Source organism: Gelidibacter sp. F63206 (assembly GCF_023015735.1).
The window spans coordinates 1-14,893 of the sequence record NZ_JALKAU010000060.1 but is presented as its reverse complement, the minus strand read 5'-3'; the positions used below and the strand labels follow the sequence as shown (position 1 = coordinate 14,893).

Sequence of the window (14,893 nt, the reverse complement as noted above, 5' to 3'; positions counted from 1 at the left end):
CATCGGAAGGTTCGCTTTCGCTCATCTCTTTTATCAATACCTGACAGATCAAGTCTGCCTTTTCTTCTCTCGCTTCACACAAACAAATTACTCTGTATGCATTAGAAAAGTGGTTTAGAACCAGCTCCTATAAGCAGATTCTGGTGGGTCGGATCCACCATCTTATAACATAGTTACGTGAAGCTTATGCTTCACTCACAGCACACGTCGAGTAGGAAAAGGAAGTTTCACCCTTCCCCTCTCACATCCGTCGAACGGGCAGGGAAACGTATCCCGAAGAAAAATCGGGACAGGCAGTGATAGTCTCCCATCAAACGGCTCTTTTAATTTAATCCACAAATACAAGCTCATCCTCTTTCAAGTTGGCATATTGTATTTTAAATTAGCTAACCCCTTTGCTCCGATCCCATTTATTCACGAAATATCTATTTGCTTTTGTTATTCGTGATCATTGTGTAACAACCTCTCCGTGTAGGGCAACGTATTTGGATAAACAATTAATTATACCTTCAACAAGGTATTTACTTTTCCGTTATACGTGAAAAATCCGTACAAGAATTATTTAGGTACGGAATTTGTGCGTACATTTGCATTGAAAAACTATGAAACTAACATTATGAGTGCAACAGCAAAATTGACCGGCAAGACTAGATTTGATGCTAGATTGTCTGTTCAAGAAAAAGAATTATTTGAAAGAGCGGCCGATTTAGGTGGATTTAGAAGTTTAACTGATTTCATTATCAAAGCGGCTAAAAAAAGAGCGCAAGAAATAATTCAGGAAACTGAGCAGGTCTTAGCATCAAAAAGAGATAGTGAAATATTTTTTAATGCATTGTTAAAGCCAGAACCACCAAACAAGGCATTAAGAGACGCCGCGAAGAGATATAAAAAAAATATGTAAATGGAATTGCAAACAGAAAACCTTAAATCTTCACATTTTAGAAAAGATTTTAATTGTGGACATGAGATTTTGGATAATTATCTTAAGAAGCAAGTTAATCAAGATATAAAGAAAAAGTTATCTGTTTGCTTTGTTATTGCAGAAAAAGAGGATGAAAAAAATGTGGTTAAAGGATATTATACCTTGTCAAACTATGGCATCCCGAGAGAAATGATTCCTCCGGAAATTGAAAAAAAATTTCCACGAGCCTATAAGACAATTCCAACTACGCTTTTAGGCAGACTTGCACGCGATAAAGACTTCAACGGTAAAAGGGCAGGTGAATTTCTATTATTAGATGCATTACATAAGTGCCATGAAACTTCTATGCAAATTGCGTCATTTGCAATAATTGTCGATCCAATTGATGATAGTGCCAAATCATTTTATGAAAAATACGGCTTCAAAACCTTGCCAGATAGCAAAAAAATGTTCCTTCCAATGCATACTGTAAATCAATTATTTCAAAATTAGCAAATTTTGCATTGTGATTAACAGTTATCGAGTCAGCCAGAAATTAGCGGCCTATTCTACAAATAATCTCATCATCCTTCAAGTTGGCAAACTGTATTTAAATTAATTACCTCTTTTGCTCCACTCTCATTACAATCCCGATTGCTATCCGCATCATTACTGAGACAAGGCGTTCCGCCCCTGGGCAAGCATCTCTAATCTGCCTTCGTGTATTTCAATTAATATCTTGCCTCAGGTTCCCGTTGTTCCGTAAATGAGCCAAATACTTGGACGTGCCTCCTAAATGAGGCCTGCCGTTCAATCCACCTCTTGGTTAAACAACCTCCACAGATTTTTGATATGGTCATCTGGCCAAGGTAGACACCAGTGGTTCTCAACCATTTATGGGGCATAATGCAGTCAACGTCCGGCTAATTTTACAAGATGCCTATTGTTATATAGTAGCCCCTATTACCATATTGTTATTCTGTCCTCCTTGGGCACAAACATATGATCTTGGGGTTTTACATCAAATGCTTCGTAAAAAGGTGTGATATTCATCAATGGACCATTCACACGCCATACAGGTGGTGAATGCGGGTTGTTTTTGATCCATAAATGTAGGAATTCGTCTTTCATTTTCACTCTCCAAATTCTCGCGACTGAAAGAAAGAATCGTTGATCTGGAGTATAGCCTCCAATTTTTGTGGAATCCTGCCCTTCTTTGGTCATTTTAAAAGCATCATAAGCAACAGCTATACCAGCAATATCTGCAGTGTTCTCACCTACAGTCATTTCCCCGTTTATATATAGACTATCTAAAACGGTAAACGTATTATATCTATCGACTACCTGTTGAATGCGCATTTTGAACTTCTCATAATCATTATCTGTCCACCAGTTTCTTACGGTCCCATCCTTATCAAATTGTGCTCCTTGGTCATCAAATGTGTGGGTTATCTCGTGGCCTATTACCATGCCTATGCCTCCATAATTAAGCGCATCGTCCGCGTTATTATCAAAATAAGGAGGCTGTAAAATACCTGCAGGAAAGACAATTTCATTGGCCAACGGATTATTATATGCCGTAACAGTTGGAGGGGTTGTAAACCACTCCGACTTATCCACAGGCTTGTTCAATTTTGACAATTGGCGTTGATACTCTGCCGCAGAAGCCGACACAATATTTTCGAAATACGTATCTCTCGCAATAATCACACTGCTGTAATCTTTCCATGTATCGGGATAACCTATTTTTTTCGTCATAAAAGACAGTTTCTCCTTGGCTTTTTGTTTGGTACTGTCGCTCATCCAATCCAACTTATCTATTCTTATGGCATAAGCTTTCTGAACATTATTTACCAGTTCCAACATCCGTTTCTTAGCATCCTCTGGAAAATATTTTCTTACATATAATTGCCCCAGAGCTTCTCCCAGATAATGGTCAACGGCACTAGCCATTTTTTCAGAACGCGTTTCCGAAACCGATTGACCAGAAAGCACTCTGGTAAATTCAAATGAGGCCTCTACAAAATGATTACTTAGGTCATTGGCATAATTGGCAATTGTCTTCGCTTTTAAGTAAACCCTCCAGTCATTGATAGGAATGGTCTTTAAAAGTTCATTAAGGGCATCGTAATAGGCAGGTTGGGCCACATCGATTGAATCTGTTTTTGCATCTAAGTTATTGAGCAATTTAGCCCAGCCTATGTTGCGATGCTTTTCTGAAAGTTCTCCTACAGACATCTTGTTGTAATTTGCGTGTACATCCCGCAGTTCAACTTTTGTTTTGTGTGAGGTGGCAAGATGCTGTTCGATATCATAAACTGTAATAGCATGATTTTTGGCTTCTTCGACCGAACTGCCCGTAAGTTGAAATAATTTGGCGAGATACTTTTTGTACGCCTCCTGCATGCCAAGTATTGTAGATTCTGTGGCAAAATAATAATCCCTATCCGGCAAGCCTATACCCGTTTGATAAACATGAGCGATATTTATACTGCTGTTATTATTGTCAGGGGAGACCCAAAAAGCAATAATGGAATTATTGTACACTTTTGCCTCTTTAGCCACAAATTCCATTAAGGAAGGTGTATCACGAATGTCCTCTATTTGGGAAAGTAAAGGTTTAATGGGGTCGTATCCACGTTGGTTTATAGTTGTTGTATCCATACCCGATGCATAAAAATCACCCACCTTTTGTCCCACACTTCCCTTCGAATTTTTACTTTTCGAAACACTGTCCAATATTTTTTGCAGTCTCAACCGCTGTGGATGATTCATAAACATATAAGCTCCAACCCCAGATTGACTGGGCGGTATTTTGATTGAATCGTACCAAATACCATTAACATATCTAAAAAAATCATCTCCTGGACGGATGGAAGAATCAATACCTGTGACGACTACATTTTCCTTTTCCACTGGACTGGCACAGGATATAACTGTCACAAATGCAATAATTAGGATTTCAATGTTTTTCATGATTTAATTACACCTATTTTAATGAATTGAAGAATACGAGAATCTAATATTTTTAAATGAGTTGATTTTCAACGTTATTTTAACATTACGGCTCTATAAACTGGGCACATTCCACCAAAATGGTTTTAATAAAAAAATTCGGTAATCGCCAGCTTTAATGTTAATCCACAATCTTTTGTGTTTAACAAGGAATGTAAATTTGAAGCAGCCAACCTTCAGTTAAGTACGAGCTATGATATTAATTAAAGACCATATATTTTCTATTTTCCGCCTACTATTCATATGCAAGGTCATCTGAGGCTTTTCCCCACATTATTTATAGTATGTTGTTCAATATTTTCAAATTTTTTAATAATTCCACATAGTCTATCCCGTTGCTTAGCAACAAGCATAGGCCTTAGATAGAACCACATAAAGCTTATCCACAACAAGGAAGCCACATAGACAAAAATGGACCGGGAAGATGGTACCACCAACACATATTCGTATAGATATAAACATAGACCTATGGTCAGTGTAGCGAAATATATCTGCAACATTTTTGTTTGTAAAAACTTCTGTTGTTCTTTCAGCTTTATTACCGCCTTTAAAAATTCACTATTCTTCTGATTTTCGTCTGCTTTTATCAAATATGGGATAAGTTGATTATAAAACAATATATAAACGGCTATTCCTAAAATAGTTATTACTATTCCGATTTTGGTCGTAACCAATTTCGGTTGGAAATAAAGCCAAATAAAAACAATTAACCCAATGGATAAAGTCATCAACCCGTTAACAGCGATTAATATTATTAGATTCATTCTCTTTATTTTCGTAAACTTTGAAATCAACACCTCCATTTTAGGGGGTTCGGTGGTCTGCTTAGACCATAACTCTTTCAAATTCGTATCATTGTCCATATTCCTTGAATTTTATTTTTATCTTTTCCTTTATCCGGTGAATTCTAACTCTAACATTGGTATATGAAATCCCAACTATACTCGCAATATCTTCTTGTTTAACATTCTCCAGCTCGAGTGAAATTATAATCCGGTCGGTTTCGGCCAATTCCGAAATACATTTATATAAAAATTTAATTTGTGGTTCAATATCAAGTACATTTTCTTGCGAAAGGTTTTTGGGTAATTCATCTTGTGGGAAACGTTTTTCACGTTCGATTTGACGTAAGCAAATATTTGTTGCAATTCTAAAAATCCAAGTTCCGATTTTCGACTCGTATCTAAATTCCGGAAGTTTTTTGAAAACGACTATAAAAGTTTCTTGGGCTAAATCCTTCGCCAAATCTCTATCGTTCACGTAGCCCATACATAGACGAAAGATCTTTTGCCAGTAGCTTTTGTACACCTCTTCAAACACGTTTAAGGGTTGGTTAAAAAGTTTGCTAATTGGTCTAAATACCATTCTTTTTCATCGTACATTATAAAATGAAGACCGTTATTTGCATAATGCAAATCAGCAAATTCGAGATCTCTGAATTGTTCTTCAATCGCAGGTTTAAAATTCCTGAAATTAGATTCGAGTAAAACCAAAGTGGAACATTTGACACCTTTGATTTTTTCTCGCAAATCGGTGTTTGAAAAATCACAATACATTTCTGTAAAAGTCTGTTTATCTGACTGCATGCTCCAATTTAAAACGGTTTCCAGCATCTCTGTATTTTGAATAAGTTGCAGCATCGACATTTTTTGCATTTGAAGAAACTGTTCTTCAGGCAACTTTGTAATCTGGTTTACCATAACCGAACAATCGATATTTTCCCGCTGTCCAATGCTTGGGTTGATTAAAGCTGCCAAACAAGGTAACGCATCTACAATAACCATTTTTTCAATGAGTTCTATATAATCCGCTGCTATTGCCATCGCCAGCCCATCCCATATTGTATCCGATCAATATTGGCTTTACCATATTCTCGCTCTTGATTAAGTCTGCAATTCGAGTTCTCAAGTCTTCAAAACTTGGGTTTGGCCTTGGTTCTGGGTCCGCAAATCCGGCCATGGTAAGGGTGTAACAGGTGAATCCCTTTTCAAAGACTGCTTTTGTTTCAGACCATACTTCTCCGGAAAACGCAAATCCAGGAATCAGCACGATCGCCCCCATTCCATTTCCGCTCTTTTCAAATTCAAATGGATAGCCCGATATCCTTTGTCCAAACGATTGAATGTGGATCAGAAGGAAAATGCTTAAAAAAAGTGAGTGTTTCAACTTGCATATTTCTTTTCTTTTTTTTCCTTTTAGATACGAGAAACCACGAAATGTTACAAAGCCCTTGAAGTTTTATATTCAGTAGGATTTTCTCGAGGTTAAGGATTTGTTCATGAAACGTAGTACAAAAATTGGTAGCTTCGTTTAAACATATGCCTAATTTTTAAATTTTTCTAACTACTTTTTCTGTTCCCAACTAGTCAATTATAAATACTTGGCGATCTCGAAAAAATGCTCAACTTCCGTGTCAGCAATGGTTCGCATTATTTTTCATATAAGTGTTGTAGGGTGTAGTGCTATCCATAATATAGTCAGATTAATTCATTTTTTTTATCAAGATATTCTTTTTGTTTATTTCGAGTTTTAATCCTTTTCTCATTTTATACAACACAGTCAATGCGATAATTAAACTTATGGTTACAAGTCGAAAAACATTTGAGTAAATTCCCCCAAGTGCATTATTACTAATGTCGAATAGCTCCCAAGATAAATTCATCAACAGATGTAAGAAAATCGGTATCCATATATTAAATTTCCATTCCGCAAATACCCAAGCAAATAAAACACCTCCTAAAAAAGTAATTAAGAAAATACCCCACATCTCGGCTAAATCTGTACTCTGATATAAATGCAATGTTCCAAAATAGAACGCACCAAAAAATACAGACGGAATAAATCCAAGTTTAGTCTTGCTAAAAAGCAAACCGAATAAAAATCCCCTAAAAAAAAGTTCTTCAAAGAAGCCCGCAGCAACGACTGAAATCAAAAATGTATTTAGCGAAATTTTCGGATCAAAATCGAAAACAAAGCTAAAACCAATAAACATTGGCAATGTGCAAATTAGAGCGAACAAAAACCCTTTTAAAATAGATTGATTAAGTCCTAAACTTTTTAAAAAATTAGCTTTCCCACTAACTAAAAGAGTTCCCAGAAAAAGAGGTATTCCTGAAAGAGCATAAGTTAATATATGACTTAGTCCAAGCTGATTTGTCAATTCAAATATCCACTTTCTTGTCTCTTTGAAAAAATAATCGTCAATAACAAAATATATCCCGAACGATATTATAACAATTAGAATGTTTTTGGTTGAATTTTTCATATAAATTTAATTTTGAGTTCTATTTACATAGACGCTCATTTTTGTAAAATGGTTGCCTGGATAGATAAAATGTGTTCAGATTATTCTTTCGTTGTAATTGTTCTTCTTGGAATTTTGTGCACGGAATTGTGGTTAACAGTTATCGAGTCGGCCAGAAAAGAGCAGCCTATTCTACAAATAAACTCATCATCTTTCAGGTTGGTAAATGGCATTTTAAATTAGTTATTCCTTTGCTCCACTCTCATTTCAGTCCCGACAGCTATCGGGATCATCACTACTAAAGACTGATCCGTCCCTGTGCCAAGCATCGTTATTCTGCCTCTAGTTCGCGCTATTGTGCATTTCACTTGCATCCTGGCGCAGGTTCCCGAGCTCCGTGAATAAGCCCTAATAATGGTCATGCCTCCTAAATGATCCCGCAAGTGCGGGACCGCCCAGCCAATAAGCAGGTAACCGCTGGACTTATAATGTTTGTCATACTTCAAACACTCCTGCCTGCCGGCAGGCAGGTTTGACAGAATGTAGCACTTTCTCGACACTTCATCAGAGGTTCATTTGCATTCATCTCCATTATTTATACCTGACCAGCTCTTGGCGTAGCCTTTTCCATAGCGCTCAATACCTTAGCTCTTTACCAAAGCACCTTATGGTGGTTTACTCCTATTATTCTTATTTTCAAAATGTAGTCGTGATATCGCTTCGCTTAATTGATGCTCTCCCCTGTAGGACAACACCGGTGGGTCGGTTCCACCATCTTATAAACAGTTACATAACGAATTTCAGTCGTTCGTTATTCTCGGCACACATATGAAAAGTAGGCGGTTTAGAAGCACGAAACTTTCGGTTAAACACAAAGTTTGATACGAGCCACAAGCCTTGAGTTTATTACTGTTACGCCTATTTTTTATATACATTTGTCACCTGTAGTTATTCTTATGTTCTCATTATTTGATACGTTTGCATATCGTAGTAATAAGCTCTCATTTCTCCTGAACATTGTATTAAGGAATATCTTGCAATATTAGAATCAAACTTATCTATGTTTTCTATAACACTTAAATCTTCTTTTAAATGAGAAGTAAATGCCAAAACATACGTGATTTTCTTTTTAAATAATTCTTTAAATTCAGATAAAGTCAGATTATTGATATCATTGCCTTTGTTTATTAAACTATTATAAATCTTCGTTAATATAATTTTTTCTTCAGATCCTAATGTTTCTCTCAATCTCCTTGCTGAAATTGTTATTTGGTTAGCAAGCTCGCGCATTTCAGATTTGAATCCATATTTAACGTGAATTAAATATAAGTTCTCATTATCATAATTTAATATATCACATAATTCTAATCCATCCTTAATAATCGTATCTATCACGATATAATTTTTTAAGGTATTGTAAGATGAGTTGTAATCACTTTCTTTTCTAAGAATTTTTTTATCCCATTTTAAAGGTAAAATTGTATTTGATGCGTTATATGTTTTTAGGATATGTTCTGTATTTGTTTTAAGGTCTTTCACAAAAGTATCTCTTAAGTGATACCATTTAGTATCTACTAAAAAAATTGGTTTATTATTAATTGGGAATTCTGTTGAAATATTAAATAGAAAACTTGATCCAGTAGTTTGTATTTTATTATGATGGCTCGTAATTCTTGCACCTTGCAAGAATACCATAAATTTAAATCTATCATTTACTCCAAACCTCTCGATTCCTCTTTTTATTACAGTATCATAAATTTCAGTTCTATCAGTAACTTCAGCAAATGTACTGTATCCACCATTTTCACTTTTTTCTTTTAGTTTATAATAATCAGCCTCATAAAACTTTTCAATATTGTTCGGGTCACAAAAATCATACTCAAAAGTAGTGCTGGAATATTGCCCTCTTTTGTAAACATTTTCTGTGTCGTTGAAAATTCGAGTTATTAATTCGGGATGTAGATAATCAGATATATATTTTTGATCTGTGATTTCCTCATAGGAACTAAGATAATCAGATGCTACCAATTCAAGGATATAACAAATCTCTATTATTATTTTATTCAAATCATTAAAGTCTACAGATTTCTTTATCTGAAATGATTTACCCACAAAAATCTGAACTCTATCTGCTTTGTTCTTTTTAAGAAATTGAAAGTGCAAGTCTGATACTTCTTGACTTAATTTTAAATGAATCTCCTTAGGAACTTTGCCGAATTTTATAAAATCAATTATTCTATAATTATCTCTAAATTGCTCACTTATACCTGCTCTCGATCCAGTTATTCCTCTTGATTTAATTGATAACAATTCATCAAATTCTGGTTTTATTATTCTTGAGTAAAGATTTAATCCAAAAGAATGGTCTATAAATGGTAAAATTATTTGATAAGCATTTCCCCCTACAATACAGAATATGTTAAACTCAGTTTCAATAAAGAGTAACAAGGAAAGTTTTTGTTCTGTAAAATCTTTTTTGGACGTAAGCCCGTTTGGTAAAAACTCTTTCCAATCTGAAACAATATCTTCTGACTTATATAAATACAGAAAATAAGTGTTTCCTCCTTTTACGATTTTCTGCAAATTTTCTTTATTAAAAACCTCTTTGTATTTGAGTTTTTTAAAAGAAATGTTTATTATTTTCTGAATGATAGTATCTGTCTGCTTGAGTGATTTTAGCAAACGGTGAGTTTCATCTATCCTGTATATTTTAGGATTTTTTGTCATTCAGGATTTCTCTTTTTTTAATTACAGGTAACGTGTTTGTATAAGAATAGTAGCGAATTACATTCGCAATCGTTTTCGTTTTAGACCGAATGTAAATATAAAAAAGCGCTTTCGATTAAGCATCAAAGTCGCTATTATTTTTATACTTTGTTAGCTGTTCGTTATATTTTTCTAGAGAATATGATTGATTAAAACAAAAAAAGTGAGAGTCATATAACCCTCACTTTTACCAAAATAAATGTTATTGAGATTTATTTTTTAGTGTATTTTTTTAATTCTGTTACTGCTTCTTTAGTTGTGAAAACGTGACTAGCTATCATTCTAAAATTTACTAGCGCTGCTTCATAACCATTCATTCCCGGTAAGATTGCTGCTGCGGTTGCATCCTTTACAACAGAAACATCAAAACCAGATTCGACTAAATCTCTCATATGAGATTCTGTACAAAGATTAGCCGACATACCTGCTAAAACTACTTTGCTAAATCCGTGTTTACGTAATTGTAAAGCTAAATCGTTAGATTCTGGACCGTATACTTTATGAGGACTTGTAACAATTACATTGTCTCCATCAATATATTTCTTGTACTTGTCTAACCAATCTGCACCTGACCCTTCAAAACCTTCTGTTGATAAAGCATCTGTTCTGTCAAACATTCCAATCTTATGCATTAATGCTTCTAAAGCACCTTCAATTTGCCAAGAATGGTCGTGTTTAAAATAATAATGTGGTGATACAAAAACAGTGATACCTTTTTCTTTTGCTACTTTAAAAAGCGCTTCGATATTGTCTACTGTATTGTTGTCTGTTACACTTTGTCCTACAACTCCCCAAGTTACTCCATCTGGACTTAAAAAATCATTTTGAGGATCTGTGATTACAATTGCAGTATTTTCATCTACTGTAAATCCTGGATCTGGTAATTGAGCAAACATACTTGTTACACTTGCTACTACTAATACTAATGTTACTGATAATTTTTTCATTTTATTATAATTTTAAAGATTATTATTTCTGTTTTAATTATTTATGCTTGAACTGTTTCCAATTCTTGAGCTACTGGAAAATCAATGTCGATTTGAGTTAAGTTGTGTAGGTAGTTCATTATAACTTTGTCACCTACCGCTAAAATAACATCGACTAAAGTTCCTTTTGAATAACCCGCGTTAAAATAGTTTTCAAGTGTTGCGTCATCAACTTTTCCTTTGTTGATGGTAATTGCTTTTGCTACTTTAACAAGAGCATCAAATTTTTCGTTAGTGGAAAAGTAACCTTGTCTTAATTCTAATATTTGTTCATCTGTAAAACCATTCATTTTACCAATTGTCGTATGGGCAGATAAACAATAGTTACAACCATTTACTTGGCTAACTATTAAGTTTATAACTTCCTTTTCTTTTTTAGAAAGAGACGTTTTAGCATTTTGAAATTGTAAATAACTTTCTAAAGCAGTATCAGAATATGCAATCGTTGCATAAAGGTTAGGTACAAAGCCTACTGCTTTTTCTAGGTTGTCAAAAATTTCTTGATTGTTAGAGGATACTTCTTCTCTTGTTGGGATATTAAAATTTGTCATAATATTCTGTTTTTAAATTTGTTTATCATTATTGATAGCGCAAATATGCGAACAGAATGCAATGTTTAATTAGGTAGGTTTTCCCTTAAAGTTGGCAATTTATCCCAAAAGAGAATTTTCTCGGTATTTTGAAGGAGAAACACCTTCTTGTTTTTTAAAAAACCGACTAAATGACTGAATATCATCATAGCCAACTTTAAAAGCAATTTCTTGAACTTTTATGTCAGAATAATGTAGTAATCGTTTTGCTTCAAGCATTTTACGGTCTTGAATATAACTTAATGGTGTTTTTACACCAATTTTTGAAAAGATGTTGGAGATTGTTTTAGGTGATTTAAATAAAAGGTCTGCATATTCGGCTACCGTATGTTTTGAATTAAAATGTTGCTCTACCAAAAAATTAAATTCTCTAATAATATCATTTTCTTTTTTAATTTTTGAAAATTGATGTTGTTTCTTGTATAGTCTTGTACTCAATATAAGATAACGCTTTAACATCATTTGCAACATACTTATTTGTAGGTTATCTTTAGATTGCATTTCTATGGTAAACATTTTCCAAAGGATTTGAAAATGTTCGATTTCTTCTTCTGGAATAGTAATTATCGGTAATTGAGATGCACCAAAAAATAAAATTCCTTTACAACTTACTTCAATGTCGTGATCTATGACACAAAAAAAAGGTCTGTTGAACCTTAAATATTTAGCGGTTCCTTTTTTTAATACTTCAACTTTATGAAACTCGGTAAAAAACACAATTTGATTTTTGGTAAAAGAATATTTTTTTCCATCAATAATAAAACGATTATCATTTGTCTGAAACCAAAGAATGGTTAGACTACTTGATTCTGGTTGATTAAAAATGGCACACGAAGAAGCATCGAGCTCCATAAGTTCAATAAATTCCTTTGTTTTTCCTTTTATTTTCATACTTTTTAATGATAGCTAACGGGAGTCCGCGCAAGAACTCCATTAGAATATAAATTTACACTTTTATTTAGTTTGTGGTCGTTCTTAGAGGTTTTAGTGATGTGTTTTTAAAGAGTTGGTTTTGTTGGAGCAACATAAACTTGCGCTTAGAAAGGCTAAAAAGGGCTCGGTTTTGGGTAAAAAGTAGAGTGCAAGGCTCTTTAGCCTGTTTTTCAGTTCGGTTGGGGATAGAATGGAGATAAGCCTGCACAAGTTGTAACAGATCATCATGATATTAACTTCTGAGAGGACATTTTCCTTGCCTTTCATAAGTGTGTAGGTAAAGCCCCATTGCCTTTTGAGCGTTCCAAATTGATGTTCCGTGACCTGTTGCCGTAGTCTATAATAGTCTGGGTTCCGGTTCACTCTTTCTGCATTTCCTTCCAGTGCCTCGGCATAGATGGAGCGTTCTATAAGTCGGCCCTGTTTGGCGGTGGTACATTTGGCCTTAAGTGGGCATGGGCTGCAGGCCCTAAAGTTTTTATAGTGCTTGACCTTTACGTTTCCCTTAACGTATATGTTGCCTGTGCCGCTCAGGGTCTGTCCATTGGGGCAGATATAGGTATCGGATGATTTTTGATAGTTGAACCTGCTTATTTCAAAGAGGTCGTTTTTCTGTGTGGTACTTTCCTTGGGCGAGCTGTAGGTAATGATGTTGTGCTGGCCACAGCGGGCAATTTCAGCGCCGGTGGTGTAACCCTTGTCCGTTAGGGCGTCCATTGTTTCTACGCCAAGGAGCTGTCTGGCATCGATGGCCATTGTGGATAGCGCCCTGGTATCGTTGACAGAACCTGTATCGTTGTTTACAAAGAGCTTGTGTTTTGAGTCGCATCCGGCCTGGACGCAGTAACCCACGTTGGTAATGTTCCGGTGCAGGATGACGGACCTGGCGTCGGGATCGGTAAGGCTGATCTGGCTCCCTCCACTTTCCTGCAACCTTTTTTCTATTTTTCGGTACCTCTCTTTTTTGGATTTTTGGTAGGCAACCTTTGTCTCGATTTCCAGGGTGTCAACATCTCCGTCCCCTTGGTCAAGCTTGTCCTGATACTCCCTGATCTTGTCGTCGATGTAGGCGATATGGCGGTCTATCTTCTTTTGGTTGAAGTTGTTCTTCTGGGCGTTCTGTGCCCGGATCTTAAAGGAGTCTATGGCGATGGTCTTCCCCTCTATGAGCTCCCATTCCTTGAGCAGCCCCACAAAATGGCGGAAGGCCTGTTTGAACGCTGCAGCATTCTCTTTTCTGAAGTAAGCGATCTTCCTTGCAGAGGGACCCAGTCCCTTCAGGAACCAGATGACCTCAAGGTTGACCCTGCAGGCGTGTTCCATCTGGCGCGATGAGCGAAGTTTGCTCTTGTAGCCGTAAAGATAGAGCTTGAGCATATCCCTCGAATGATAGGGAGGCCTTCCCTCTGAATTGAGCATGTCCCTAAAGCCCAATTCCTCCATTGGAAGGATATCCACGAACATATCAACGGTGCGTGCCCATGAATCATGATCTACGCACGACTCAAAGTCCATCATTACCAATTGATCCCTGTTAAATCCTGTTATAAATTCCATAACATTAAGGTAGTCAATATCGTAATAGGTCTGGAAGAGAGTTCTAAGGTAATCAACAAAGTTATCAGGAAAGAGAGGTTATTGCGCAGTCTGACGTTGTTGTATATGGTTTGTTGCGTGGTTTAAACAACTAATTTAGTAAATAATTACTGACCAAGAAAGTCCGCGAGGACTTTCGTAAGTAGGCGATAAGCCAGCAATAAATTATATACGGTGTTGTGGCACGTATTTTTATTCTTTTCGATATGCTATCATTTCCATTGGTCCAGTTGGAATTAAACATAGTTTTAAAAATTCCGACGTAACTTCTTTGATTGGAATTGAGGCATTTCTTTTTCCGTCATAATACATAGAAACGAAAAAAGTCGAGTCAATTTTTTCAATAATTTTCTTTTCGCCCTCTTTTCTCTTAAATAATTCTAAAGTTTCTTTGTCCCAAAGTTCTTTGTTAAATTCAAATTCTGATTCTCGTCCGTTTTCAGTCAGCACGAAAGTCATTTTTTCAATATCTTCTTTTTTCAGCGTTGTGATTGTCGGTTCAAGTCGATAAAAGTCACATTCAAAAACAGCGTCTTTGTCATTCGATTTTCCGTTGATAAACCACTTTATGTGATTCTCATTAACGATTTCGTATTTAGAGGATTTCTCGTTGTTATTGTTCAAAAAGTCTCCATTGTTCATTTTCAATGTTGTTGCTTTTGCTTTGAGAGAAAAATCAGTATAAATGTCAACATTGTCGTTGTTAATTTCAAGAAGTTGAAAACCAGGATATCCTTTTTTTTCATTTCCTGAATCAACGTCTTTCAGAATCCATTTTCCATTCATATTTTGTCCAATTACGGAATTAAAAATCATTGTTAATAGTATGATGGTTGTCGTTTTTCTCATATGTGCCACAACG

The 14,893-nt window shown here is 35.4% G+C and carries 14 protein-coding genes; 2 read left to right on the top strand and 12 right to left on the bottom strand.

Annotated elements, in window-relative coordinates; translation table 11 throughout:
• Window positions 1–616: 616 nt before the first annotated feature.
• On the top strand, window positions 617–901 hold the full coding sequence (locus MWU32_RS02860) for a DUF1778 domain-containing protein (protein WP_246937595.1): 285 nt from the start codon (window positions 617–619) through the stop codon (window positions 899–901).
• Window positions 902–1,414, top strand: a complete 513-nt coding sequence (locus MWU32_RS02855; RefSeq protein WP_246937594.1) for a GNAT family N-acetyltransferase — start codon at window positions 902–904, stop codon at window positions 1,412–1,414.
• A gap of 450 nt (window positions 1,415–1,864) precedes the next feature.
• Here MWU32_RS02855 and MWU32_RS02850 read toward each other — a convergent pair whose 3' ends face one another.
• The 12 genes from MWU32_RS02850 to MWU32_RS02795 all read right to left on the bottom strand — a co-directional run.
• Window positions 1,865–3,877 carry a M13 family metallopeptidase gene (locus MWU32_RS02850; RefSeq protein ID WP_246937592.1) on the bottom strand — a complete coding sequence of 671 codons (2,013 nt, stop codon included), beginning with the start codon at window positions 3,875–3,877 and terminating at the stop codon, window positions 1,865–1,867.
• 290 nt (window positions 3,878–4,167) lie between these two features.
• Entirely contained in the window at window positions 4,168–4,680 is a 513-nt protein-coding gene (locus MWU32_RS02845) for a hypothetical protein (protein ID WP_246937590.1), read from the bottom strand.
• Window positions 4,681–4,768: 88 nt separating this feature from the next.
• Complete coding sequence (locus tag MWU32_RS02840) at window positions 4,769–5,281, bottom strand: RNA polymerase sigma factor (RefSeq protein ID WP_246937588.1); 513 nt, start codon at window positions 5,279–5,281, stop codon at window positions 4,769–4,771.
• The gene (locus MWU32_RS02835) at window positions 5,239–5,739 is read right to left on the bottom strand and encodes an alpha/beta hydrolase (protein WP_246937586.1); all 501 of its coding nucleotides are present in this window, start codon (window positions 5,737–5,739) and stop codon (window positions 5,239–5,241) included. Before MWU32_RS02835 ends, MWU32_RS02840 begins: the two co-directional genes overlap by 43 nt.
• The gene (locus MWU32_RS02830) at window positions 5,705–6,082 is read right to left on the bottom strand and encodes an alpha/beta fold hydrolase (RefSeq protein WP_246937584.1); all 378 of its coding nucleotides are present in this window, start codon (window positions 6,080–6,082) and stop codon (window positions 5,705–5,707) included. Before MWU32_RS02830 ends, MWU32_RS02835 begins: the two co-directional genes overlap by 35 nt.
• 316 nt (window positions 6,083–6,398) lie before the next feature.
• On the bottom strand, window positions 6,399–7,181 hold the full coding sequence (locus MWU32_RS02825) for a CPBP family intramembrane glutamic endopeptidase (protein WP_246937582.1): 783 nt from the start codon (window positions 7,179–7,181) through the stop codon (window positions 6,399–6,401).
• Between the two features lie 933 nt (window positions 7,182–8,114).
• Complete coding sequence (locus MWU32_RS02820) at window positions 8,115–9,887, bottom strand: DUF6119 family protein (RefSeq protein ID WP_246937580.1); 1,773 nt, start codon at window positions 9,885–9,887, stop codon at window positions 8,115–8,117.
• Window positions 9,888–10,138: 251 nt separating this feature from the next.
• Window positions 10,139–10,873: a cysteine hydrolase gene (locus tag MWU32_RS02815; protein WP_246937578.1), complete on the bottom strand. Its 735-nt coding sequence runs from the start codon at window positions 10,871–10,873 to the stop codon at window positions 10,139–10,141.
• A gap of 41 nt (window positions 10,874–10,914) precedes the next feature.
• Window positions 10,915–11,463 (bottom strand): carboxymuconolactone decarboxylase family protein, encoded by a 549-nt coding sequence (locus MWU32_RS02810; RefSeq protein ID WP_246937576.1) that lies wholly within the window; start codon window positions 11,461–11,463, stop codon window positions 10,915–10,917.
• A 99-nt stretch (window positions 11,464–11,562) separates the two neighbouring features.
• Window positions 11,563–12,393, bottom strand: a complete 831-nt coding sequence (locus tag MWU32_RS02805) for a helix-turn-helix transcriptional regulator (protein WP_246937574.1) — start codon at window positions 12,391–12,393, stop codon at window positions 11,563–11,565.
• 93 nt (window positions 12,394–12,486) lie between these two features.
• Window positions 12,487–13,992 (bottom strand): IS1182 family transposase, encoded by a 1,506-nt coding sequence (locus MWU32_RS02800; RefSeq protein WP_246937572.1) that lies wholly within the window; start codon window positions 13,990–13,992, stop codon window positions 12,487–12,489.
• A gap of 231 nt (window positions 13,993–14,223) precedes the next feature.
• The coding region (locus MWU32_RS02795) for a hypothetical protein (RefSeq protein ID WP_246937570.1) at window positions 14,224–14,893 on the bottom strand (670 nt) is incomplete at its 5' end.